The sequence below is a fragment of the Streptomyces sp. SL06 genome (assembly GCF_058244745.1).
Window position 1 is genome coordinate 6,639,503 of record NZ_JBSYOT010000002.1, and the last position, 24,332, is coordinate 6,663,834.

A 24,332-nucleotide genomic window follows, 5' to 3' on the forward strand; every position below is an offset into this window, starting at 1 on the left:
CGCTCACGCGGGCAGCCACCGTCGGACGCGGGCGATGAGGTCCTGGGTGTCGACGGGCTTGGTGACGTAATCGCTGGCGCCCGAGGCGAGGCTCTTCTCCCGGTCGCCGGGCATCGCCTTCGCCGTGACGGCGATGATCGGCAGCTCGGTGTACCGGGGCATCCGGCGGATCTGCGCCGTCGCCGTGTAGCCGTCCATCTCCGGCATCATCACGTCCATCAGGACCAGCGCCACGTCCGGGTGGTCCACCAGCGTCTCGATGCCCCGCCGTCCGTTCTCCGCGTGCAGGACCCGGAAACCGTGCAGCTCCAGGATCCCGCTGAGCGCGAAGAGGTTGCGCGCGTCGTCGTCGACGACGAGGACGGTGCGCCCGGCAGGCGGGTCGCCCCCGGTGGGGGGCCCGAGACGGCGCGGCTCCTCGGGCCGGACCAGACCGAGCACGTCCCCCGGCTCCTCGGCGGCCAGGTGCAGGGCGATGCGCTCCCGCAGCTCGTCGAGGCTCGACAGGAACTCCAGCGCCCCGCCCCGCGCACCCGCGCGCAGGCTCTCCTCCAGGGCCGCGTCCGCGCGGTGCCCGCTGTGCACGAGCACCGGCACGCTCGCCAGCGCCGAGTCCCCCCGCAGGGCGGTCAGGAAGCGGGAGGCCTCCTCGTTTGGCATGCCCAGCTCAAGGGCGACGCAGTGGCACGGCTCGGCCGCCAGCGCACCGGCGGCCTCCTGCGCCCCCACGGCCGTGATGACGTCCAGCGGGGGCCGCTCGCCCGTGTCGTCCCGCCCGTGCGCCAGGTCGGCGACCACGCTCTCCGCGACGAGAGTCAGCAGACCGCGCGGACGCTCCTCCACGACGAGCAGGCGCCGCGGCCGGCGGCCGTCCGCCGGCCCGGGGACCGGCGCCGGACGGCTGAGCAGGTCGGCGGACGACGCGGCCGGGACGCGCTCGGGACCCGGGGGCAGCAGCCCTTCGAAGTCGGGCCGGGCCACGGGCAGGAACAGCGTGAACGTGCTGCCCCGGTCCGGGGTGCTGTCCACCGTGACGGCGCCGCCGAGCAGTTGGGCGATCTCCCGGGTGATGGACAGACCGAGCCCGGTGCCGCCGTACTTGCGGCTCGTCGTGCCGTCCGCCTGCTGGAAGGCGCCGAAGATCGACTCCAGGTTCTGCTCGGGGATGCCGATGCCCGTGTCCTTCACCCGGAAGGCCACCACGGCACCGCCCCGGACCACGCCCCGGGGCACCTCGTCGTCCGGCGCCGGTCCGACGGCCAGCTCCACGCCGCCCCGCTCGGTGAACTTCACCGCGTTGGACAGCAGGTTGCGCAGCACCTGACGCAGCCGGGAGTCGTCGGTCAGCAGGTCCGCCGGGGCGCCGGCGGCCGTCGTCACCGTGAACTCCAGGCCCTTCTGGGTCGTCATGGGCCGGAAGGTGGCCTCGACGTACTCGATGAGCTGACGCAGCGTCACCCGCTCGGGGGAAACGTCCATCTTCCCGGCCTCGACCTTCGACAGGTCCAGGATGTCGTTGATCAGCTGGAGCAGGTCCGAGCCCGCGGAGTGGATGATGCCCGCGTACTCCACCTGCTTCGGGGTGAGGTTGCGCGAGGGGTTCTGGGCGAGCAACTGGGCCAGGATCAGCAGGCTGTTGAGCGGGGTGCGCAGCTCGTGGCTCATGTTGGCCAGGAACTCCGACTTGTACTTCGAGGCCAGTGACAGCTGCTGCGCGCGTGCCTCGAGTTCCTGCCGGGCCTGCTCGATCTGGAGGTTCTTCGCCTCGATGTCCCGGTTCTGGGTCACCAGCAGGGACGCCTTGTCCTCCAACTCGGCGTTGGAGCGCTGCAATTCCTCCTGTTGAGCCTGGAGTTCGGCCGAGCTGGCCCGCAGTTCGGCGGTCAGGCGCTGCGACTCGGCGAGGAGTTCGTCGGTACGGGCGTTGGCCACGATGGTGTTGACGTTCACGCCGATGGTCTCCATCAGCATTTCCAGGAAGTCCCGGTTGATCTGCGTGAACGGAGCGACCGACGCGAGTTCGATGACGCCGAGCACCTGGCCCTCGACCACGATGGGCAGCAGCACCAGCGCGGTGGGCGCGATCTCGCCGAGCCCGGAGGAGATGGTCAGATAGCCCGCGGGCAGCTCGTCCACCACGATGCTGCGCCGGCTGCGCGCGGCCTGGCCGACCAGGGTGCGGCCGAAGGCGATGCGGGTGGGTCCGGCGGCGCTCCGAGGGTAGCCGTAGGAGCCCACGAGCCGCAGTTCGGGCCCGTTGTCGCCGTCCTCGGCCAGATAGAACGCGCCGTACTGGGCGGACACCAGCGGCACCAGCTCGTCCATGATCAGCTCGGCGACCACGGGCAGGTCCCGGTGCCCCTGCATCAGGCCGGAGATACGGGCGAGGTTGGTCTTGAGCCAGTCCTGCTCCTGGTTGGCCCGCGTGGTCTCGCGCAGGGACTCCACCATGGAGTTGATGTTGTCCTTCAGCTCCGCGACCTCGCCGGACGCCTCCACGTTGATGGAGCGGGTCAGATCGCCCTCGGCCACGGCGGAGGTGACCCCGGCGATCGCGCGTACCTGGCGGGTGAGGTTGCCGGCCAGCTCGTTGACGTTCTCCGTGAGCCGCTTCCAGGTGCCGGAGACGCCCTCCACCTCGGCCTGCCCGCCGAGCCGGCCCTCGGTGCCGACCTCGCGGGCCACCCGGGTCACCTCGTCGGCGAAGGCGGAGAGCTGGTCGACCATGGTGTTGATCGTCGTCTTGAGTTCGAGGATCTCGCCGCGCGCGTCGACGTCGATCTTCTTCGACAGGTCGCCCCGGGCCACGGCGGTCGTCACCAGCGCGATGTTGCGCACCTGGCCGGTGAGGTTGTTGGCCATCGAGTTGACGTTGTCGGTGAGGTCCTTCCAGGTCCCGGCGACGTTCGGCACGTTGGCCTGCCCGCCGAGGCGTCCGTCGGTGCCGACCTCGCGGGCGACCCGGGTGACCTCGTCGGCGAACGCCGACAGCGTGTCGACCATCGTGTTGATGACGTCGGCCAGCGCCGCGACCTCGCCCTCGGCGTCGACCGTGATCCGCTGCGAGAGGTCGCCGCGGGCCACGGCGGTGGCGACCTGGGCGATGGAACGGACCTGACCGGTCAGGTTCGACGCCATCACGTTGACGTTGTCGGTGAGGTCCTTCCAGGTGCCCGACACCCCGCGCACCCGGGCCTGCCCGCCCAGGTTCCCGGCCGTGCCGACCTCGCGGGCCACCCGGGTGACCTCGTCGGCGAAGGCGGAGAGCTGGTCGACCATGGTGTTGATGGTGTTCTTGAGTTCGAGGATCTCGCCGCGGGCGTCCACGTCGATCTTCTGGGAGAGGTCGCCCTTGGCCACGGCGGTGGCCACCTGGGCGACGTTGCGGACCTGGTTGGTCAGGTTGCCCGCCATGAAGTTCACCGAGTCGGTGAGGTCGCGCCAGGTGCCCCGGACGCCCTGGACGTCGGCCTGCCCGCCGAGGCGCCCGTCGGTGCCGACCTCGCGGGCGACGCGGGTGACCTCGTCGGCGAAGGCGGAGAGCTGGTCGACCATGGTGTTGATGGTGTTCTTGAGTTCGAGGATCTCGCCGCGGGCGTCCACGTCGATCTTCTGCGAGAGGTCGCCCTTGGCCACCGCGGTGGCCACCTGCGCGATGTCACGGACCTGCGTGGTCAGATTGCCCGCCATGGCGTTGACCGAGTCCGTCAGGTCGGCCCAGGTGCCCGAGACCCCCGGCACCCTCGCCTGCCCGCCGAGGGTCCCCTCCGTGCCGACCTCCCGGGACACCCGGGTGACCTCGGAGGTGAACACGGACAACTGGTCCACCATGCCGTTGAAGACCTTGGCGATGTCGCCCATCAGACCGTCCGCGTCGTCCGGCAGACGGGTGCCGAAGTCGCCGTCCCGCACCGCGGTCAGGCCCGCCAGAAGCCGGCGCAACTCCTGATCGGCCGGAACCGCGTCGACGGTCCCGGTGCTGTCGCTGGTCATGCGCACCCTCGTTCCGCTCCCCAGGAGCCCTCGGAGCGAGGACTCGCAACCCCCTCCGGACCGGTCGGGCGGTCCGGCCCTGCCGTGCCCGCGTTCGCGCAGTTCACGGTTTTGCCCCCACGAGAAAAATACGTCAGAGGCTAACCCGGCCGCCCGTTGCGGACAAAGCGGGGGTCACCCGGTGGGGCACGGCCCGCCGGACCCCTGCGCCGATCGGCCCGCGGGGCCCGAATGCGGCGGCCCCGGCCGGGTATCCGCTGCTGTGGAGCCGGTCCGGTCCGTGGCGTCCGGCCCGGCCCCGCAACCGTCACCGACGCGGGAGGGAAGGAACAGCGTGCCGATGGAGAGCATCTGGTCGTATCCGGCGGACAGCGCTCACGTGGAGGGACAGGACCTGACGGGCTGCACCGTCGTCGCCGGCGACGGCACCATCGGGCACGTGGACCGGCAGGCCGAACACTTCGGCATGCGGCACCTGGTCGTCGACACCGGCGTGTGGGTGTTCGGCCGGAGCGCGCTCGTCCCGGTCGGCGTGGTCGGCGGCATCGACCCCGAGGCCCGCACGGTGACGCTGACCTGCACCAGGGCGGAGGTCAAGGCCGCGCCCCGGTTCCGGACCGACAGCGAGACGATGGACCGGGACTACCTGGCGTCCGTCGGCGACTACTACCACCGGCTGCCGCCCCGGGAGGCCTCCGCGAGCTGACCCGCGGCCCAAGAGCGCACAGCGACGGCGTCCTCCTCGCGCACCGCGCGCGAGGAGGACGCCGTCGGCCTGCCGCCCGTGGTCATGGACGCTCACCAGGGGCTCACCAGGGAAGGAAGACATGGACGTCCTTGCCCTGTTCGCCGGTGACGACGCTCACCTGGTCGGACAGGGTGTGGATCAGATGCCAGCCGATGCCGCCGCCGCCGTTGCTCGGATGGAAGGGGCGCGGCGCGGGTTCGCTCCTGCTGGTGTCGTGCATCACCACGTGCACGCCGTCGAAGGTCCGGCGCAGCCGCAGTTGGAACGGCCCCGGGGCGTACTGCACCGCGTTCGCCGCCAACTCCGTGACGACGAGGAGGATGTCGTCCCAGTGTTCGGGTGCCGAGGGCGGTGACGCGCGGGCCAGATCGTAGAGGAACTCCTCCGCGACCAGGCGCGCACCGGTCACATTGTGCAGCTCCCCGGTGAAGCTGGCGGTGCGGCTCGTGATCTCCTCGGAAGCCAGTGTCCTGTCCCAACGTGACTCGGCTGCCATGTCGCCTTCCCGGCCCGGCATCGGCCGGGCGTCGACCTTCCTCGCGTTCCCTTCGTTTGTTAGTTCCCGTGCCGGGCGACCCTACGCGCGCCGGTGTGCCGGGCCACGGGGCGGGGACCGGGGGTGACCGCCCCGTCGCCCGGCGGCTCAGCCGAGGAAGACGCTGTCCGGCTCCTCCCAGCCGGCCGTCTCCTGCGCCGGCACCGGCCGGTGGTGCGAGCGCGCCGCGTACATCGCGTCGATCTCGAGGGCGTAGGTCCGTACGATCTCGTCCCGCCGCAGTTTCATCGACGGGGTGAGGAGCCCGTTGGCCACGTCGAAGGGCTCAGGCAGGACGCGGAAGACCCGGATGGACTCCGAACGGGACACGGCGCTGTTGGCCGCGGCCACGGCCCGCGCGATCTCCTCGCGCAGCGCGTTCTCCTCGCGTGCCTCCCGCGCCGGGGCGTCGCCCTGGAGGGCCAGCGCCGCCCGCCAGTGCGTCAGGAACTCCGGGTCGAGGGTGATCAGGGCGCCGACACAGGGCCGGTTGTCGCCGACCACCACCGCCTGGTGGACCAGCGGATGCATCCGCAGCCGCTGCTCCAGCGAGGTCGGGGCCACGCTCTTGCCGCCGCTGGTGACGATGATGTCCTTCTTGCGGCCGGTGATCGCCAGATAGTTCTCGTCGTCCAGGTGTCCGAGGTCGCCCGTCGCCAGCCAGCCCCCGCGCATCACCTCACGGGTGGCGGCCTCGTCACCGACGTACCCCTGGAACAGCGACGGCCCGCGCACCAGGATCTCCCCGTCGTCGGCCAGCCGGATCTCCACGCCGGGCAGCGGCTGTCCGACGGTGCCCGACTTCTCCCGGCCCAGCGGCTGCATCGTCAGCCCGCCGCCGGTCTCCGTCAGACCGTAGCCGTCGTGGACGTAGACGCCGATGCCCTCGTAGAAGAGGGACAGCTCGCGGCTGAGCGGCGAACCGCCGGACGTCGCCCGGTGCACCCGCCCGCCCAGCGCGCCGCGCAGCCGCCGGTACACCGTGCGCTCGTACAGGGCGTGCTGGAGGCGCAGGTCGAAGCCGGGTCCGTGCCCCCGGCCCAGCCGCTGGCGCTCCAGCGCGGTGGCGAAGTCCCGCGCCGTGTCCGCGGCCCGCTCGAACAGGGCCCCGCGCCCCGCCTGCTGGGCCGTGCGCAGGAAGTTCTTGTACATCTTCTCCAGGACCGACGGGACGGCGTACAGATACGTCGGACGGAAGGAACGCAGAGCCGAGGAGAGCGCCTCCTCGGTCATCGCCGGTTCGTGCGCCATCAGGAACCCGCCCCGGACGCACAGGCTCTGGATCATCAGCCCGTACACGTGCGAGAAGGGCAGGAAGGCGAGGACCGCGCCCTGCTGCCCTGCGGGCGCCACCGTGTGGCCCCAGCCCGCAAGCAGCGTGTCGCACGCACTGGTCAGGCTGCGATGGCTCAGCGCGCAGCCCATGGCGCGGCCCGAGGTGCCCGAGGTGTAGGCGACGACCGCCGTGGAGTCCGGCAGCACGATGCGGCGCATGGAGTCCACCGTGGCGAACGGCAGGAACTCGCCGCGCGCCACCAGCGTGTCCAGCGCGCCCGCGTCCAACTGCCAGACATGGCGCAGCTCCGGCAGCGACGCGCACACCGAGCCGACGGTCATCACACTCTGCTCGTCCTCGACCACCACGGCCACACAGCCCGCGTCCCGCAGGATCCACTCGACCTGCTCGCGCGAGGAGGTCGGATAGATCGGCACCACCTCGGCGCCCACCGTCCACAGCGCGTAGCTGAAGACCGTCCACTCGTAGCGGGTGCGGGCCAGGATCGCCACCCGGTCGCCCGGCGAGAGCCCGCACGCGATCAGGCCCTTGGCCACATCGACGACCTGGTCGCGGAACTCCACCGCCGTCACCTCCTGCCAGAGCGTGGCGCCGGGCCCGGGACGGCGGGCGAGCATCGGCAGCTCCGGCCTGCGGGCGGCCGTCTCGAAGAGGCTGTCGGCCAGTCCGCCGGTGAGCGGCGGGACGGCCGGGGGAGCGAGAGCGAGGTCGCGCATGCGCTGGCTCCTGACGTGTACGGAAAGTGACACCGCCGACGAGTACCGTGGCCGGCGGTGCTCGGAATCTAGCGGAGCCGCAGGCGGCGGGGGGCCGGGACGGCAGAAGTGTTCCCACCCGGTGATCTCGGCCGGATCGGGGGACCCGGAGGGCATGAACTATACGAACCCCGATCCCGATCCCCGAAGCAGTACCGGTCTCGAACCCGGCGGCGGTGTGCCGCCCGGGGAGACCCCGCCCGCGGAGAGCAGCATGCCCGAGGCAGGCCCGCAGCAGACCTACAATCCGACCAAGGGCTGGGCCAAGGGACCGCTGACCCTGATCCTCGCCCTGGTGGTGATCATCGCGGCGGGCTTCTTGGGCTACGCCCTGGTCCTGATGTTCTGACTGCACCACCCCGGGCGGGACGCCCCGTCAGGCCGACTGGGTACGGCGCACACACTCCGTGACGACTTCCCGCAGGCTCCCGGTGCGTTCGAACAGCTCCCGCTGCACCCGGGCGCCGTTGCCGTCCCGCAGCAGTCCGGCGACGCCGTCGCGCACCCTGTCGAGGTCACCGCAGTCGGCGAGCGCCTCCCCGACGTGCTCCAGCAGTGCCCGTAGGACCGTCTCGGCGGGCATCCGCCGCATCGTCACCGGATGCAGCAGCTCCTCCGTCAGCCCGGACCTGGCGGCCCGCCAGGCCGCGAGGCGCAGCAGGCTCACACTGTGCTCGGCCGGTTCCCCGCCCTGCCGCCACTGCCGGGCGGCCGTGTCGACCAGCGCGCGGGCGAGGGCGGCGACGACGACCGCCGTCGAGGCGTCCAGACACACGTCCGTGACCCGGAACTCGACCGTCGGATACCGCTGGGACAGCCGGACGTCGAAGTAGATCATCCCGTCGTCGAGGATCGTGCCGGTGGCGAGCATGGCCGCGACCCGGCGGTGATAGCGCTCCGCCGAGCCGAACAGCTCGGTGGGTCCGGCGGACGGCCAGCGCTGCCAGACCCGGCTGCGATAGCTGCTGTACGAGGAGTCCTTGCCCTGCCAGAAGGGGGAGTTCGCGCTGAGCGCGGCCAGCACCGGCAGCCAGGGCCGCACCCGGTCGATCACCGCGACGCCCTCCTCGTCGGACTCGACCGAGACGTGCACGTGGCAGCCGAGGACGAGCTGCTCCTGGACGACCACGCCGTACTGCTCGGCCATCCACTCGTAGCGCCGGTTCACCCCGACGGAGGGGGTGACCGGCAGCGGCGAGGTGGCCAGCGCGGCGACGGCGCAGCCTATTTCCCCGGCGTGCCGCCCGACCTCCTCACGGCAGCGGACGATCTCCGCGTGCAGCCGCCCCATGTCCGCCTGCGGATGCGTGGCGAACTCCACCATCTGCTCGTGCAGTTCCTTCTCGAACACGTCCTGCTCGGCGTCGTCCAGCGCGGCACGGGCGAGCACGGCGGCGGACAGCGCCCGCGGCTCGCCGGTCTCCGGGTCGACCAGGAGGAGTTCCTCCTCCACTCCGACGGTGCGCACGTGGTGCCGCCTTTCTGTGGGCCGGGCCGCGACGACGAGTTCCTCTCGGCCCCAGGACCACCGACTGCCCCGGGAGGGCGGCCGGACACCTCGTCGCGCCGCCGCGGCTCACAGGGCGTACGGCATCAGCCACACCGTGGCCAGCGGCGGCAGCGTGATCCGCACGCTCCCGTCCTCCGGCTTGACCGGATCGGGGTTGGTCACCCCGCTGCCGCCGTACGCCCCGGCGTCGGTGTTGAGAACCTCCTGCCACGCGGTGACCTCCACGTCACCGACGGCCAGCGCGTACTCCCGCCGGACGACCGGGGAGAAGTTCGACACCGCAAGCAGCGGACGGCCCTCCGCGTCGAACCGCAGGAAGGCGAAGACGTTGTCCTCGGCCGCGTCCACGACGACCCACCGGAAACCGGCCGGATCGGTGTCGCGCTGCCACAGGGCCGCGGTACGCGCGTACCGGGAGTTCAGCTCGCGGACCAGGTCCTGGACCCCCCGGTGGTCGGCCGCCGAGTGGTACCCCTCGTCCAGCAGCCACCACTCCGGCCCCGACTCCTGCGACCACTCCGCGCCCTGCGCGAACTCCTGCCCCATGAACAGCAGTTGCTTGCCCGGGTGGGCCCACATGAAGCCGAGGTAGGCGCGGACGTTCGCGCGCCGCTGCCACCAGTCGCCCGGCATCTTCGACACCAGCGCCCGCTTGCCGTGCACGACCTCGTCGTGGGAGATGGGCAGCACGTAGTTCTCGCTGTACGCGTACACCATCGAGAAGGTCATCTCGTGGTGGTGGTACTTGCGGTGCACCGGCTCGTGGGCCACGTACTCCAGCGAGTCGTGCATCCAGCCCATGTTCCACTTCAGACCGAAGCCGAGCCCGCCCGTGTCGGTCGGCCGGGTCACCCCGCCCCACGCGGTCGACTCCTCCGCGATCGTCACCACGCCGGGGCAGCGCCGGTAGACGGTCGCGTTCATCTCCTGGAGGAACGCCACGGCCGCCAGGTCCTCCCGGCCGCCGTACCGGTTGGGCTCCCACTGCCCGGAGTCGCGCGAGTAGTCCAGGTAGAGCATCGAGGCGACCGCGTCGACCCGCAGCCCGTCGATGTGGAACTCCTCGCACCAGTACACCGCGTTCGCCACCAGGAAGTTGCGCACCTCGGTCCGCGCGAAGTCGAAGGTGTAGGTCCCCCAGTCCGGGTGCTCCGCGCGCCGGGAGTCCCCGGGCTCGTACAGCGGCTCCCCGTCGAAGCGGCCCAGCGCCCAGTCGTCCTTCGGGAAGTGCGCGGGCACCCAGTCCATGATCACGCCGAGGCCCGCCCGGTGCAGGGCGTCGACCAGGAACCGGAAGTCGTCGGGCGAGCCGAGCCGCGCGGTCGGCGCGTAGAAGCCGGTCACCTGGTAGCCCCAGGACGGGCCGTAGGGATGCTCGGCGACCGGCATCAGCTCGACGTGGGTGAAGCCCAGGTCCTTGACGTACGCGGGCAGCTCCGTGGCCAGCTCGCGGTAGGTCAGCCCCGGCCGCCAGGACGGCAGATGCACCTCGTACACGGACATCGGCGCCTCGTGCACGGGCGTCTCGGCCCGGCTCCGCATCCACGCGGCGTCGTTCCACTCGTAGCGCGAGGAGGTCACCACGGACGCCGTGTCCGGCGGCTCCTCGGCCGCGCGGGCCATCGGGTCGGCCTTGAGGAACCGGTGGCCGTGCCGGGAGTGGATCTCGAACTTGTAGCGGGTGCCCTCGCCGACACCCGGCAGGAACAGCTCCCACACCCCGGACGAACCCAGCGAGCGCATCGGGAGGGCCGTGCCGTCCCAGTGGGTGAAGTCGCAGGCGACGCGCACCCCCTGGGCGTTGGGCGCCCACACCGTGAACCGGGTGCCGGTGACCCCCTCGTGGACCATCGGCTCCGCGCCGAGCGCCCGCCACAGCTGCTCGTGCCGGCCCTCGCCGATCAGATGCAGGTCGAGTTCGCCCAGGGCGGGCGGGAAGCGGTACGGGTCGTCGACCTCGTGCTCACCCTGCTCGTACGTCACGACAAGGGTGTACGCGGGGATCCGCGCCAGCGGCAGCACACCGCAGAAGAGGCCGTCCTCCTGCGACTTGAGCGCGTGGCGTACGCCGTCCACAACCACGGCCACCTCGCGGGCGAAGGGCCGCAGCGCCCGGAAGGCGATGCCGCCGGGCACCGGGTGGGCGCCGAGCAGGGCGTGCGGGTCGTGGTGGGCGCCCGCCAGCAGGCGCCCCCGGTCGGCCGGATCCAGGGGCGGGGCCGTGCCGCACGCGCCGGGGGCGGGCGGGACGGGACCGGACGGCTCGGGCAGCGAGGTGTCGCGGAGGGCCACGGGTCAGTCTCCTCTCACGGCGAGTCGTTCGACCGCCGCCATGGGTACGGGAAGCCAGTCGGGGCGGTGCCGCGCCTCGTACAGCACCTCATACACGGCGCGGTCCGTCTCGTAGGCGCGCAGCAGGCCGTGCTTCTTACGGGGGTCCCATCCGGCGCGGTCGGCGTAGCCCGCGCAGAACGCCTCCCGGCAGCGGCGCGCCCACTCGGGGCGCCACGGGCGGCGCTGCCGGGCGGCGTAGTCGAAGGAGCGCAGCATGCCCGCGATGTCCCGCACGGGCGAGTGGGTGCTGCACCGTTCGGACAGCGGGCGGGACGGCTCGCCCTCGAAATCGATGACGAACCAGTCCCGGCCGGCCCGCAGCACCTGCCCCAGATGCAGGTCGCCGTGGATGCGCTGGGCGGGCGGCCCTGAGTCGCAGGTGCTCAGCGCGGCGAAGGCCGTCCGCAGCCCGGGGACGAAGGGCCGCAGCGCCGGTACGCAGTGCGCCGCGGCGGTCAGCCGCTCGGTCATCGCCGCCGCGGTACGGCCGTTCTCCCCGGGGGGACCGGCCGGGAAGGCCGAGGCCAGCGCGAGGTGCACGTCGGCCGTCGCCCGCCCTAGCTCCCGGGCCTGCACGGTGAAGTCGTCCCCGGCGGACAGCGCGTCCAGGGCGAGGGCCCAGCCGTCGGTGGCGTCGTGCAGGAACGGCTGGAGCACGCCGAGCGTCGCCTCGTACGGATGGGTCGTGCGCAGCCACGCCACCGGCGCCGGCACCCGCCCGCAGCCCTGCCGGGCCAGCGCGCCCGGCACCTCCAGGTCGGGGTTGACGCCGGGCTGGATGCGCCGGAACATCTTCAGGATGAACTCGTCGCCGTACACCAGCGAGGAGTTGGACTGCTCGGCGTCCAGCAGCCGCGGCGCGAGTCCGCCGGGCACCGGCCGGGAGGGGTCGGCCTCGAAGCGCAGCGGTCCCGCCTTGCCGGGGTGTCTGAGCCGCTCCATGAGCAGTTGGGCCGTCCGGGGGTCGTGCAGCGCGTCGTAGACCGTCCGGCCGGCCAGCGGGCCGTCCTGCACCTGCCCGATGAGCGCCCGGCCCAGGCGCGGCGACGGCCGCTCCCGTACGCCGAGCAGCAACTGGTAGCAGTCGCCGGCCGGGGGAGCGCCGCCCGGGGCGGGCACCGGGCCGTGCCCGGTGTGCACCAGGAGGTGCAGACAGCCGGGGAACAGCTCGGTCATCGACAGCAGACCCAGTTCGGCGACGGGCCGGTTCTTGCCCGCGAACCAGCGCTGGCGCGGCAGCCACTCCCGCAGCAGCCCGCCGAGCGATGCCATGGGCTCGGCGAGACGCGTACGTCTCGGGCGCAGGGATGCGGTCTTCGACATGGTGACGCGTCCTTTCCTCGGCCCACGCTCACACGCGGCGGCCGATGCGGGATGCGACTCGGGTGAGCCGGAACCAGTAGAAGCCGTGGCCCCCGAGGGTCAGCAGATACGGCAGTTCGCCGATGGCGGGGAAGCGGACCCCGCCGAACAGCTCGACCGGGTGGCGTCCGGCGAACTCGCGCAGGTCGAGTTCGGTGGGCTGCGCGAACCGCGCGAAGTTGTTCACGCACAGCACCGGGTCGTCCCCCTCTTCCCCGGGCGCCTCCCGCAGGAAGGCGAGGACGGCCGGGTTGGAGGACGGCAGTTCGGTGTAGGTGCCGAGGCCGAAGGCGGGGTTCTGCTTGCGGATCTCGATCATGCGGCGGGTCCAGTGCAGCAGGGAGGAGGGCGAGGCCATGGAGGCCTCGACGTTGGTCACCTGGTAGCCGTGGACCGGGTCCATGATGGTCGGCAGGTAGAGCCGCCCGGGGTCGCAGGACGAGAAGCCGGCGTTGCGGTCGGGTGTCCACTGCATCGGTGTGCGCACCGCGTCGCGGTCGCCGAGCCAGATGTTGTCGCCCATGCCGATCTCGTCGCCGTAGTAGAGGATCGGTGAGCCGGGCAGGGACAGCAGCAGGGCGGTGAACAGTTCGATCTGGTCGCGGTCGTTGTCCAGGAGGGGGGCCAGGCGGCGGCGGATGCCGATGTTGGCGCGCATACGCGGGTCCTTGGCGTACTCCGCGTACATGTAGTCGCGTTCCTCGTCGGTGACCATTTCGAGGGTCAGCTCGTCGTGGTTGCGCAGGAAGATGCCCCACTGGCAGCCGGAGGGGATGGCGGGGGTCTTGGCCAGGATCTCCGAGACCGGGTAGCGGGACTCGCGGCGCACCGCCATGAAGATGCGGGGCATGACCGGGAAGTGGAACGCCATGTGGCACTCGTCGCCGCCGGAGGCGTAGTCGCCGAAGTAGTCGACGACGTCCTCCGGCCACTGGTTCGCCTCCGCCAGCAGCACGGTGTCCGGGTACTGGGCGTCGATCTCGCGCCGGACCCGCTTGAGGAACGCGTGACTGGCGGGCAGGTTCTCGCAGTTGGTGCCCTCCTCGGCGTACAGATAGGGCACGGCGTCCAGCCGGAATCCGTCGATGCCGAGGTCCAGCCAGAACTTGAGCGCCGCCAGCATCTCCTTCTGGACGGTCGGGTTCTCGTAGTTGAGGTCGGGCTGGTGGGAGAAGAAGCGGTGCCAGTAGTACTGCCCCCGGACCGGGTCGTAGGTCCAGTTGGAGGCCTCGGTGTCGACGAAGATGATGCGGGCGTCGGCGTACTGGGTGTCGTCGTCGGCCCAGACGTAGTAGTCGCCGTAGGGGCCTTCGGGGTTTCTGCGGGACTCCTGGAACCACGGGTGCTGGTCGCTGGTGTGGTTCATGACGAAGTCGATGATCACGCGCATGCCGCGCTGGTGGGCGGCGTCGACGAACTCGACGAAGTCGGCCAGGTCGCCGAACTCGGGGAGTACGGCGGTGTAGTCGGAGACGTCGTAGCCGCCGTCCTTGAGGGGCGACTTGAAGAAGGGCGGGAGCCAGAGGCAGTCCACGCCCAGCCATTGCAGGTAGTCCAGCTTGGCGGTGAGTCCCTTGAGGTCGCCGACGCCGTCGCCGTTGGAGTCGTGGAAGGTGCGGACGAGGACCTCGTAGAAGACGGCTCGCTTGAACCAGTCCGGGTGCCGGTCCTTGGCCGGTGTGTCCTCGAAGGTGTCCGGCACGGGCTCGTTCACGGTCATGAGGCTTCTGACCCTCCGTTCTGGGGCGCGGTGGCGGACGGCCGCCGGACGTGGAAGACGTGCGCGGGGGCCCGGCCCGGCTCCAGACGCACATAGTTCGTCCGGCCCCAGTGGTAGGTCTCGCCGCTGAGTTCGTCGTACACCGGAACCGACTCGTGCCAGTCGAGACCGAGTTGCGGCATGTCGAGGGAGATCGTGGCCTCCTGGGTGCGATGGGGGTCGAGGTTGGCGACCACCAGGACGACGTCGGAGCCCACGCGCTTGCTGTAGGCGATGAGCGCGTCGTTGTCGGTCCGGTGGAAGCGCAGGTTTCTGAGCCGGTGCAGCGCGGGATGCTCGCGCCGGATGGTGTTGAGGCGGGTGATGAGGGGGGCGATGGTGCGGTGCTCGCGGGCTGCGGCGGCCCAGTCGCGGGGTTTGAGCTGGTATTTCTCCGAGTCGAGGTATTCCTCGCTGCCTTCGCGCAGGGGGGTGTTCTCGCAGAGTTCGTAGCCGCTGTAGATGCCCCAGGTGGGGGAGAGGGTGGCGGCGAGGACGGCGCGGACCTCGAAGGCGGGGCGGCCGCCGTGCTGGAGGTAGGCGTGCAGGATGTCGGGGGTGTTGGTGAAGAGGTTGGGGCGCATGTAGGCGGCGGCGTCCCCGGTGAGTTCGGTGAGGTATTCGGTGAGTTCCTCTTTGGTGGTGCGCCAGGTGAAGTAGGTGTAGGACTGCTGGAAGCCGATCTGGGCGAGGGTGTGCATCATCGCGGGGCGGGTGAAGGCCTCGGCGAGGAAGATGATGTCGGGGTCGGTGGTGTTGATCTCGCCGATGACGCGTTCCCAGAAGGCGACGGGTTTGGTGTGGGGGTTGTCGACGCGGAAGATGCGTACGCCGTGGTCCATCCAGAAGCGCAGGATGCGCAGGGTTTCGGTGAGGAGGCCTTCGGGGTCGGTGTCGAAGGCGATGGGGTAGATGTCCTGGTATTTCTTGGGCGGGTTCTCGGCGTGGGCGATGGTGCCGTCGGGGCGGTGGTGGAACCAGTCGGGGTGTTTGTGGACCCAGGGGTGGTCGGGGGAGCACTGGAGGGCGAGGTCGAGGGCGATTTCCAGGCCGAGGCGGCGGGCCCGGCCGACGAAGTGGTCGAAGTCGTCGAGGGTGCCGAGGGCGGGGTGGAGGGTGTCGTGGCCGCCTTCGGGGGAGCCGATGGCCCAGGGGACGCCGACGTCGTCGGGGGTGGCGGTGAGGGTGTTGTTGCGGCCTTTGCGGTGGGTGGTGCCGATGGGGTGGACGGGGGGCAGGTAGACCACGTCGAAGCCCATGGCGGCGATGGCGGGCAGGCGGCGGGCGGCGGTGCGGAAGGTGCCGTGGGGCTGCTGGGGGGTGCCCTCGGAGCGGGGGAAGAACTCGTACCAGGCGCCGTAGAGGGCGCGTTCCCGCTCGACGAGCAGGGGCAGCGGGTCGGAGGTGGTGACCAGCTCCCGCAGCGGATGGCGGGCCAGCACCCCGGCCACCTCCGGCGTCAGCCCCGCCGCCAGCCGCGACGCCACCGGCAGCGCCTCGTCGTCCAGGGCCGCCGCCGCGGCCAGCACCACGGCCCGCCCGCGGTCCTTCGGAACGCCGGCGGCGGCCCGCCGGTACAGCTCCGCGCCCTCCTCCAGGACGAGATCGGCGTCGATCCCCGCCGGGACCTTGATCCGGGCGTGGTGCTGCCAGGTGGCGACCGGATCGCTCCAGGCCTCCACCCGGTAGGTCCAGTTGCCCGGGGCGCCCGGAGTGACCTCGGCCGCCCAGCGGTCGCTGCCCGGGGCCAGCTCCCGCATCGGCGTCCAGGGGCCGGGCCGGCCCTCGGGATCCTTCAGCACCACATTGGCGGCCACCGCGTCGTGCCCCTCGCGGAACACCGTGGCGGAGACCTCGAACGTCTCTCCCGCCACCGCCTTCGCCGGGCGCCTGCCGTTCTCCACCACCGGGTGGACGTCCCGGACCGGGATACGCCCGATTCCCACGGCCGTACTCATCCGTTCTCACCTCCGCCGTGCTCGGGGCAGGGCTCGCGCCCGGCCGGTTGGGTCAAGCCGCGCCGGACGGGGTCTTCCGCCCCGACGGAGAGCGCAGGTCCGCGTGTTCCTGCGGGTGGGTGACCGGGTGCGCGCGCAGATACCGTTCGGCGGCGTCCGCGGCCTCCCGCGCGCACCGCTTTCCCATCAGCACGCAGAGGGTGTAACCGCAGTCCTCGAAGGTCGCCCGGACACCCACGTCCGCGGGAGACGCGAGCATCGAGCGCTCCCAGGCGCGGTAGAGCCGCAACTGCCGGGCGACTTCGGTCTTGGCAGGAAGCAGCATGGCCGGTCACCTTCCGGACGGTCCGGTACGGACGCTGGAATTCTTCACACATGGTGCACGGATGGTGACGTTCCGTCCTGTTGGATCTTCAACTGCTTATTCGTCCGACTTCCGGGCCGTCCGGTGCTCGTGTTGCACGAATGGACTACCGCTCTCACTCTGGAGTGACTCAGAAGCGATCAGCGCTCACGCTTCGTGTTCGGGGAACCCGTCCCCCAAGGGGCGAGGAGGAGCGAGAGCCCTCGCGGTGAGGAGCCACGACGATGAAGACCGCAGTGCCCTGCTACTACCACCTCGACGTGGAAGTGGGCCCGGAACGAGTCGGACAGGTCAGGCGCATCCTGGCCGCCCACCTCCGGTTCTGGAACCTGGCGAACCTCGTCGAACCCGTCTGCTCGGGCGCCGAGATGCTGCTCCGGGCGATCGACGAGCAAGCGAGCGAGAAGAACACGTCGATCGAGATGTGGTGGAACCACCAGCACCTCATCACGGCCGTAGGGGGCAAGGACCACGCGCTGCGCCCCGACGAGGACCTGCGCAGCTGTCTGCGGCACCTCGCCGCGAACAGCGACGGCTGGGGCTGCTGCGCCACCGAGGCCGGCGCGAAGGTCATCTGGTTCTCCCGGCGCGCCCGCGCCGGCGAACGCGTCCCGCTGGTCGCGACGGCGCCGGAGCCGATCACTCAGGAGGGGTTGGAAGTGCCACGCGAGATCATGCCGATGGCCCGGCTGGCCGACCGGGCCCGCGTCGGCCACGGCGTTCTGGAGGGGGCCCGGTGACCCGTGCCAGGCCGAACTGGAAGGGGTCGCCCGTGTGGAGCGGGCACCCCTACCCCCTGGGGGCCGTGTACGACGGACAGGGCACCAACTTCGCCCTGTTCAGCGAGGTCGCCGAACGCGTCGACCTCGTCCTCGTCGACGACGACGGCACCCACAGCACCGTCCCGCTGCCCGAGGTCGACGGCTCCGTCTGGCACTGCTACCTGCCCGGCGTCGGACCGGGACAGCGCTACGGCTACCGGGTCCACGGCCCGTGGGACCCCGCCGTGGGCCATCGCTGCAACCCGGCGAAGCTGCTCCTCGACCCGTACACCCGGGCCGTGGACGGGACGGTGGACAACCATCCGTCCCTCTTCGAACGGGCCCAGGGCCGGGCGGACCCGGGCGACAGCGCCGGGCACACCATGCTCGGCGTGGTCACCGACCCGTTCTTCGACTGGGGCGAGGACCGTCCGCCGCGGCGCCCGTACTCGGAGTCCGTGATCTACGAGGCCCACGTCCGCGGACTCAGCCGCACCCACCCCGACGTACCCCCGGAACTGCGCGGCACCTACGCCGGACTGGCGCATCCGGCGGTCGTGGAACACCTGACCTCGCTCGGGGTGAGCGCCGTGGAACTCATGCCGGTGCACCAGTTCGTGCACGACGGGGTGCTCCAGGACCGGGGCCTGTCCAACTACTGGGGCTACAACACCATCGGCTTCTTCGCGCCGCACAACGGCTACGCCGCCCTCGGCACCCGCGGGCAGCAGGTCACCGAGTTCAAGTCGATGGTCAAGGCCCTGCACGCGGCCGGCCTCGAGGTCATCCTCGACGTGGTCTACAACCACACCGCCGAGGGCAACGAGAAGGGCCCCACCCTCTCCTTCCGCGGCATCGACAACGCCTCGTACTACCGCCTGGTGGACGGCGACTGGCAGCACTACTACGACACCACCGGCACCGGCAACAGCCTGCTGATGCGGCACCCCTACGTACTCCAGCTGATCATGGACTCGCTGCGGTACTGGGTCACCGAGATGCATGTCGACGGCTTTCGCTTCGACCTCGCGGCCACCCTGGCCCGGCAGTTCCACGAGGTGGACCGGCTCTCCGCGTTCTTCGACCTCATCCAGCAGGACCCGGTGATCAGCCGCGTCAAGCTGATCGCCGAGCCCTGGGACGTCGGCGAGGGCGGCTACCAGGTGGGCAACTTCCCCCAGCTGTGGTCGGAGTGGAACGGCAAGTACCGTGACGCCGTACGGGACTTCTGGCGCGGCGAGGAGCACACCCTCGGCGAGTTCGCCTCCCGGCTGACCGGCTCCTCCGACCTGTACCAGCACGACAGGCGCCGCCCCCGCGCCAGTGTCAACTTCGTCACCGCGCACGACGGATTCACCCTGCGCGACCTCGTCTCCTACAACGACAAGCACAACGCGGCCAACGGCGAGGACGACCGGGACGGCGAGAGCCACAACCGGTCCTGGAACTGCGGCGCCGAGGGCGAGACGAAGGACCCGGCCGTCCGGGAGCTGCGCGGCCGCCAGCAGCGCAACCTCCTCGCCACCCTGCTGCTCTCGCAGGGCATCCCGATGCTCTGCCACGGCGACGAACTCGGCCGCACCCAGCGCGGCAACAACAACGCCTACTGCCAGGACAACGACATCTCCTGGATCGACTGGCGGCTGGACGACGAACAGCGCCTCCTGCTGGACTTCACCCGGCGCCTGATCGCACTGCGGGCCGACCACCCCGTGCTGCGCCGGCGCCGCTACTTCCACGGCGGAGACGTCCACCCACGCCGACCAGCCGCTGCCCGACCTGGTCTGGCTGCGGCCGGACGCGCGGGAGATGGCCGACGACGACTGGCAGCGCTCCGACGCGCGCGCCGTCGGCGTCTTCCTCAACGGCGACGCCATCGCCGAACCCGACCCCTGCGGCCGGCCCGTGAGCGACGACTCCTTCCTGCTGCTGCTCAACAGCCACTGGGAGCCCGCCGACTTCCGGCTGCCCGACCTCGCCTACGGCGAACGCTGGGCGACCCTGATCGACACCGCCGACCCGGAGGGCGTCCCCGACGAGGCGGAGCACAAGGCGGGCACCGTGGTGACCGTCGAGCAGCGCAGCCTGGTGCTGCTCTCCCGGCCGTCCCGCACCGGCCGGGAGAGCCGGTGAGATCAGCCGCCGAGCCGGCGCGCGGTCACCGTGAACTGCGCGCCGTCGGCATCCCGGAGCACCGCCTCGTCGCGGTCCAGGGACAGCACACTGCCACCGTGCTGCTCCGTGGCGCGGGCGCAGTGCGCAACGTCCCCGACCGCGAAGTGGATCTGCCAGTGCGGCCGGACGGCCGGGTCGGGGGCCGCTCCCAGGGCGCCCGACTCGATACGGGCCACGACATCGCCCTGACTGCGCAGGACCACCTCGCCGCCCTCGTACCGGACCTCGCAGTAGCCCTGCCCGGAGGCCCAGTCGAAGATCTCGCCATAGAAGATGGCGGCGTCGAAGGCGTCACGCGTGTGCAATTGGATGAAGGCGGGGCGCGAGGTGCGCCAGGTGTCCCAGTCCGTGAACAGCTCGCCCTCCCAGATCCCGAAGGTGGCGCCGTCCCGGTCGGCGAGCAGCGCGGCGCGTCCCGGCGGCAGGGAGATCGGCCCGACCGCGGTGGTGCCGCCGCGCTCCTGCGCCCGAGAGACGGCCTCGTCCGCGCTGTGCACGGCGAAGTACGGCGTCCACGCCACCGCCATCTGCCACATCGCGGCGACCGCGGCGATCCCGGCGACCGGCGCGCCGTCGGCCAGGGCGATCCGGAAGGGGTCGCCCAGTCTGGCGGGCCGCCACTGCCAGCCCAGCACGGCGGAGTAGAACTCCTCGGTGGCCTCCAGGTCGCGGCTGGTCAGGCTCACCCAGCAGGGCGCCCCGTACACGGAGTGCGTGGAGAGCCGGTTCCTCCCGCGGGTGGGGGAGGTCGTGTCGTGGTTCATGGCAGTCGCGTCCTGGTCTCGTCCACCGGCAGCCACCGGCTCCACACCAGTGTCCGGCCGGCAGTGCGGCGGGCGCCTGCCGAGTACCCCGGCGGCGGCGCCGAAACGGTGGCACAGGCGCCCCGGTCGGCCCAGTGGCGGGCTGCGGCGCGGATGGCGACGATGGAGTCGGTGGAGCGGGACCGCGCGGCACAGACGGCGGTGGCCCGCCGGATCCGGAGGTGATCATGCCCACGGACTCGGGCTCGGACCAGATCTTCGAGTTGCAGGAGCAGGTCCGACAACTGAAGGAGGCGGTCGTCTCGCACGCCGTCGTGGACCAGGCGATCGGGATGGTCGTCGTCCTTGGCAGGGTGACACCGGACCAGGGATGGATCGTACTGAAGGAGGTTTCCCAGCATACGAACATCAAACTGCGCAATGTGGCGGAAGCGATACTCATCTGGGGGCGCGCCGGGGTGATGCCGCCGGAGATCCGGGCCGCTCTCGAGGAGAGCCTGGACCGGCACGCCCCGACGCGGATACCCGGCCTCCCGCCGGAGCGGTGAGAGCGGCTCAGCGGGCCTCCGCGAGGATCTCCTCGCGGATCCGGTCGAAGCAGCCGGTCAGCAGCCGCGAGACGTGCATCTGGGAGATGCCGAGCTGCTGCGCGATGCGGCTCTGGGTCATCCCGCCGAAGAAGCGCAGGTAGAGGATGGTGCGCTCGCGCTCGGGCAGCGCCTCGAGACAGGGCCGGACGGTCTCCCGGTCCACGACCGCGTCGAAGGCCGGGTCGGGGCCGCCGAGCGCGTCCCCGAGGGCGTAGCCGTCGGTGCCGGGCATCTCCGCCTCCAGGGACAGCGCGGAGAAGCACTCCAGGGCCTCCATGCCGGTACTGACCTCGACCGTGGTGAGCTGCGCGTGCTCGGCGATCTCCTCGACCGTGGGCGCGCGTCCCGGCGTGGTCTGCGCCAGCTCCTTCGCGGACCTGCGGACCCGGTTGCGCAGGTCCTGGACCCGGCGCGGCACGTGCAGGGTCCACATGTGGTCCCGGAAGTGCCGTTTGATCTCGCCGGTCACGGTGGGAACGGCGTACGCCTCGAAGGCGTGGCCGCGTTCGGGGTCGTAGTGGTCGACGGCCTTGACCAGGCCGAGGGCCGCCACCTGGTAGAGGTCCTCCAGATTCTCGCCGCGGCCCCGGAAGCGGACGGCGATCCGCTCGGCCATGGGCAGCCAGACGCGGATCAGTTCGTCCCGCAGCGCCTTGCGTTCCGATCCCTCGGGCAGCCCGGCGAGCCGGTCGAACGCCGCGGCCGTGTCGGGAGCGTCGTCGTGCGGATGGGGCTTGGTTCTGCCGGCGACACGCATCACGCGCACCTCCCTCAGCAGGGGTGCCTGCAAGTCCTCGTACATATGGATACTGAGCGCCAATGCCCCGGACGGCCACTCGAACGGCTGCGGACCGGTGACCGGCGGCGGGGGTGTCGCGGAACGTGATGTGCGGCACGCCGCGGGTGGCCGTCCGGCGCGGGTTCCGGCCGATCGTCGCTGCGCAACGCTTGATCACCGATCAAAAGGGGCGAAGCCCCTGGCCACAGTGCATTCCGCTCATTTGACAGTGCGCTGAGCGCACAGATAGGAAGCAGCGTCGAGAGGTCGAGAGGGGCACCGTGTACGAGCCGAACGTGGTCGGGGACTGGCAGGAGTACGACGAGCACGCCGGCCTGCGGGTCCGCGTCCACGGGATCGAGCCGGCCGAGCCGCCGCGCGGACGCGACGACGCCGCCGAGGGGCTGACGTACTTCCGTGTCCGGGTGACCGTCGAGAACCGGGGCGCCCGGCACCTCGGCATCCATCTGGAGGACGGCCAGATCGACGTGCGGACCGGCCCCGACGGGGAGAGCGCCTTCCTCGACTGGCGCAACTCCCAGTTCATCGAGGGCTTCAACGTCTACCCGCTGCGCCGGGCCACCGCCGTGCTCTACGCGGCAGGTCCGGAGGCGAGCCTCGGCCAGGTGGACGTCCAGGTGCAGGTGCGGGTGGACGAGGAGTGGGCCGACCGGCGGCTGTGGAGCGGCGGCGTCGGACTGCCCGACGGGGCCGTCGGAGCCCCTTGCGGCGCCGTGCGGGACGAGGGCCTCGCGCACCAGGTGAGCGCCTTCCTGCGGGGCCGGTCCGAGGAGGACTCCGCCTGATCCGCCGGGCGGCTGGTCAGTGCGCGATGCCGTCGATGATCTCGCGGGCGCCCTGACGCAGCAGGGCCACGGCCACCGAGGTGCCCAGTGTGGCCGGATCGAGCGGGCCGGCCCACTCGTGGGCGTTCAGCCGCGTCTTGCCGTCGGGTGTGAAGACGCAGGCCCGCAGGGAGAGTTCCCCGCCGCGGTCCACATGGGCGTATCCGGCGATCGGGCTGTTGCAGTGCCCCTGGAGGACGTGCAGGAAAGTGCGCTCCGCCGTGGCCTCCCGGTGGGTGCGCGGATGGCCGAGGGCGCCGACCGCGTCGATGAGCGCGCGGTCGCCCTCACGGCACTGCAGGGCGAGGATGCCCGCGCCGATCGGCGGCATCATCGTCTCCGGGGAGAGCACCTCGCTGATCACGTCACGGCGGCCGATGCGATCGAGTCCTGAGACGGCGAGCAGCAGGGCGTCCGCCTCGCCGGCGGCGAGCTTCGCCAGCCGGCGGTTGGCGTTGCCGCGGAACGGCACGCACGTCAGGTGCGGGTGGGTGGCGGCCAGTTGGGCGACGCGGCGCACCGAGGAGGTGCCCACGCGGGTCCCGGCGGGCAGCTCGTCCAGGGTGAGCCCCCGCGGGTGGACGAGGGCGTCCCGGATGTCGTCGCGCTCCAGGAACGCGGCGAACACCGTGCCCGCGGGCAGCGGCCGGTCGGCGGGCACGTCCTTGACGCAGTGCACCGCCAGATCGGCCTCCCCCGACAGCAGCGCGGCGTCGACCTCCTTGGTGAACGCGCCCTTGCCCTCCACCCGCGCCAGGTCGCCGAGCCACTTGTCGCCGGTGGTCCGCACCGGTACGACCTCGGTGCGCACGCCGGGGTGGCGGGTCGCCAACGCGGCCCTGACCCGTTCGACCTGGGCCAGGGCCATGGGGGAGTCGCGGGAGACTACGCGGATCGGTGCGGGGAGGGACATGCGGACACGATAGTGGCCCGCGGGCCGCCTCTCAGGCGTTCGGACTCTCAGGCGTTCGGGTCGAAGGTGATGCCGGAGGGTTTGGCGGACGCCAGGTGGGAGGCGAAGCTGCCGTCCTTGAGGCCGAAGTTGGCGCTGCCGAAGTCGTGGGAACTCAACTTCTCGCGCAGGCCGGCCGGATAGCCGTTCCACCCCACCAGGGTCGGGTACTGCCAGGTGCCCTTGTGGTTCTCCGGCGGCTCGTCGCCCGCGGTCGCCAGGCGGAAGCAGTGGGTGCTGATGCCGTCCTTGTGGTAGACGATCTTGGGATGCGTGCCCTCGAAGCGGACCGCGGACCTCGCGTGCACGGTGAACGAGCCGTGGTTGGAGGTCGAGACGTACTCGACGGCGCCGTCCCGCACCCACACCACCACGTGCTCCCAGTCGTGCCGGTGACCGCCCAGACTCGTGCCGGGCAGCGCCTGGTCCTTCTCGAAGTAGAGGCCGTACATGTAGGCGCACCAGCCGTTGTCGCACTTGGCGCGCGAGTAGCCGTTGGTGTTGTCCAGGTCGGAGGCGTCCCGGCAGTCGCCGTTGAGGGCGCCGGTCGGGTTGAGCCCGCCGTTGAGCGTTCCGTCGACGCCGATGGCCGGTGTGGGGTAGCAGCCGTCGGTGTCGTAGTCGTAGGCGGGCTGGTAGGTCTGCTCCAGGCTGTCGGCGTTGCCGGGCAGTCCCGGGGGCGGGGCGGCGAAGGCCGTGGCGGGGAAGGCGACGACGAGGGCGAGCGCACCGAGCGGTGCGGTGAGCCATCTCTTGCGGCGGGTTCCGGCGGCAGGCGACACCATCGTGCTCTCCTCTGAATCCGGTCGCAGCCCAACGGCTGTGGGGGGAAGGGGAGTTCAGGGTGCCGTC

General features: G+C 71.4%; 19 protein-coding genes and 1 pseudogene. 7 read left to right on the forward strand and 13 right to left on the reverse strand.

The window, feature by feature from the left end:
* Positions 1-3: 3 nt before the first annotated feature.
* The gene (locus AC4IHM_RS30500; protein WP_490870187.1) at positions 4-3,993 is read right to left on the reverse strand and encodes a HAMP domain-containing protein; all 3,990 of its coding nucleotides are present in this window, start codon (positions 3,991-3,993) and stop codon (positions 4-6) included.
* A 340-nt stretch (positions 3,994-4,333) separates the two neighbouring features.
* On the opposite strand from AC4IHM_RS30500, the gene AC4IHM_RS30505 reads away from it, so the two are divergent.
* The gene (locus AC4IHM_RS30505) at positions 4,334-4,699 is read left to right on the forward strand and encodes a PRC-barrel domain containing protein (RefSeq protein ID WP_490870188.1); all 366 of its coding nucleotides are present in this window, start codon (positions 4,334-4,336) and stop codon (positions 4,697-4,699) included.
* A 103-nt stretch (positions 4,700-4,802) separates the two neighbouring features.
* On the opposite strand, the gene AC4IHM_RS30510 is transcribed toward AC4IHM_RS30505, so the two are convergent.
* Positions 4,803-5,237 carry an ATP-binding protein gene (locus AC4IHM_RS30510; RefSeq protein ID WP_490870189.1) on the reverse strand — a complete coding sequence of 145 codons (435 nt, stop codon included), beginning with the start codon at positions 5,235-5,237 and terminating at the stop codon, positions 4,803-4,805.
* 147 nt (positions 5,238-5,384) lie between these two features.
* Positions 5,385-7,289, reverse strand: coding sequence for an AMP-dependent synthetase/ligase (locus AC4IHM_RS30515; RefSeq protein WP_490870190.1), 1,905 nt, complete (start codon positions 7,287-7,289; stop codon positions 5,385-5,387).
* A 154-nt stretch (positions 7,290-7,443) separates the two neighbouring features.
* On the opposite strand from AC4IHM_RS30515, the gene AC4IHM_RS30520 reads away from it, so the two are divergent.
* On the forward strand, positions 7,444-7,677 hold the full coding sequence (locus AC4IHM_RS30520) for a DUF6480 family protein (RefSeq protein ID WP_490870191.1): 234 nt from the start codon (positions 7,444-7,446) through the stop codon (positions 7,675-7,677).
* A 27-nt stretch (positions 7,678-7,704) separates the two neighbouring features.
* On the opposite strand, the gene AC4IHM_RS30525 is transcribed toward AC4IHM_RS30520, so the two are convergent.
* The 6 genes from AC4IHM_RS30525 to AC4IHM_RS30550 form a co-directional block, all read right to left on the reverse strand.
* Positions 7,705-8,796 (reverse strand): glutamate--cysteine ligase, encoded by a 1,092-nt coding sequence (locus AC4IHM_RS30525; protein WP_490870192.1) that lies wholly within the window; start codon positions 8,794-8,796, stop codon positions 7,705-7,707.
* A 108-nt stretch (positions 8,797-8,904) separates the two neighbouring features.
* Positions 8,905-11,130, reverse strand: coding sequence for a 1,4-alpha-glucan branching protein GlgB (glgB, locus tag AC4IHM_RS30530; RefSeq protein WP_490870193.1), 2,226 nt, complete (start codon positions 11,128-11,130; stop codon positions 8,905-8,907).
* Positions 11,131-11,133: 3 nt separating this feature from the next.
* Positions 11,134-12,495, reverse strand: a complete 1,362-nt coding sequence (locus AC4IHM_RS30535) for a maltokinase N-terminal cap-like domain-containing protein (RefSeq protein ID WP_490870194.1) — start codon at positions 12,493-12,495, stop codon at positions 11,134-11,136.
* Positions 12,496-12,523: 28 nt separating this feature from the next.
* On the reverse strand, positions 12,524-14,254 hold the full coding sequence (gene treS, locus AC4IHM_RS30540; protein ID WP_490870195.1) for a maltose alpha-D-glucosyltransferase: 1,731 nt from the start codon (positions 14,252-14,254) through the stop codon (positions 12,524-12,526).
* Positions 14,251-16,251: an alpha-1,4-glucan--maltose-1-phosphate maltosyltransferase gene (locus AC4IHM_RS30545; RefSeq protein WP_490870196.1), complete on the reverse strand. Its 2,001-nt coding sequence runs from the start codon at positions 16,249-16,251 to the stop codon at positions 14,251-14,253. Before AC4IHM_RS30545 ends, treS begins: the two co-directional genes overlap by 4 nt.
* A gap of 52 nt (positions 16,252-16,303) precedes the next feature.
* The gene (locus tag AC4IHM_RS30550; RefSeq protein ID WP_490870197.1) at positions 16,304-16,576 is read right to left on the reverse strand and encodes a DUF5133 domain-containing protein; all 273 of its coding nucleotides are present in this window, start codon (positions 16,574-16,576) and stop codon (positions 16,304-16,306) included.
* A 263-nt stretch (positions 16,577-16,839) separates the two neighbouring features.
* Here AC4IHM_RS30550 and AC4IHM_RS30555 point away from each other — a divergent pair, with 263 nt between their 5' ends.
* Positions 16,840-17,355, forward strand: coding sequence for a pep a2 (locus AC4IHM_RS30555; RefSeq protein ID WP_490870198.1), 516 nt, complete (start codon positions 16,840-16,842; stop codon positions 17,353-17,355).
* Positions 17,352-19,509 (forward strand): annotated as a pseudogene (gene glgX / locus AC4IHM_RS30560) (glycogen debranching protein GlgX). The gene AC4IHM_RS30555 and the pseudogene glgX overlap by 4 nt, the downstream one beginning before the upstream one ends.
* A gap of 2 nt (positions 19,510-19,511) precedes the next feature.
* On the opposite strand, the gene AC4IHM_RS30565 reads toward glgX, so the two are convergent.
* Positions 19,512-20,315 carry a VOC family protein gene (locus AC4IHM_RS30565; RefSeq protein WP_490870199.1) on the reverse strand — a complete coding sequence of 268 codons (804 nt, stop codon included), beginning with the start codon at positions 20,313-20,315 and terminating at the stop codon, positions 19,512-19,514.
* Between AC4IHM_RS30565 and AC4IHM_RS30570 the strand changes: the two genes are divergently transcribed.
* Together AC4IHM_RS30570 and AC4IHM_RS30575 are read left to right on the forward strand one after the other, a co-directional pair.
* Complete coding sequence (locus AC4IHM_RS30570; protein WP_490870200.1) at positions 20,307-20,540, forward strand: hypothetical protein; 234 nt, start codon at positions 20,307-20,309, stop codon at positions 20,538-20,540. The genes AC4IHM_RS30565 and AC4IHM_RS30570 overlap by 9 nt on opposite strands.
* A gap of 2 nt (positions 20,541-20,542) precedes the next feature.
* Positions 20,543-20,863, forward strand: coding sequence for an ANTAR domain-containing protein (locus AC4IHM_RS30575; protein WP_490870201.1), 321 nt, complete (start codon positions 20,543-20,545; stop codon positions 20,861-20,863).
* A 7-nt stretch (positions 20,864-20,870) separates the two neighbouring features.
* Here AC4IHM_RS30575 and AC4IHM_RS30580 read toward each other — a convergent pair whose 3' ends face one another.
* On the reverse strand, positions 20,871-21,662 hold the full coding sequence (locus tag AC4IHM_RS30580; protein WP_490870987.1) for a SigB/SigF/SigG family RNA polymerase sigma factor: 792 nt from the start codon (positions 21,660-21,662) through the stop codon (positions 20,871-20,873).
* Positions 21,663-21,964: 302 nt separating this feature from the next.
* Here AC4IHM_RS30580 and AC4IHM_RS30585 point away from each other — a divergent pair, with 302 nt between their 5' ends.
* Positions 21,965-22,489, forward strand: coding sequence for a hypothetical protein (locus tag AC4IHM_RS30585; protein WP_490870202.1), 525 nt, complete (start codon positions 21,965-21,967; stop codon positions 22,487-22,489).
* A gap of 16 nt (positions 22,490-22,505) precedes the next feature.
* Here the strand turns inward: AC4IHM_RS30585 and hemC are convergent, their stop codons facing one another.
* A complete protein-coding gene (gene hemC / locus AC4IHM_RS30590; RefSeq protein WP_490870203.1) occupies positions 22,506-23,441 on the reverse strand; it encodes a hydroxymethylbilane synthase in 936 nt (311 codons plus the stop codon).
* Positions 23,442-23,488: 47 nt separating this feature from the next.
* Positions 23,489-24,265 (reverse strand): NPP1 family protein, encoded by a 777-nt coding sequence (locus tag AC4IHM_RS30595; protein WP_490870204.1) that lies wholly within the window; start codon positions 24,263-24,265, stop codon positions 23,489-23,491.
* Positions 24,266-24,332 lie beyond the last annotated feature (67 nt).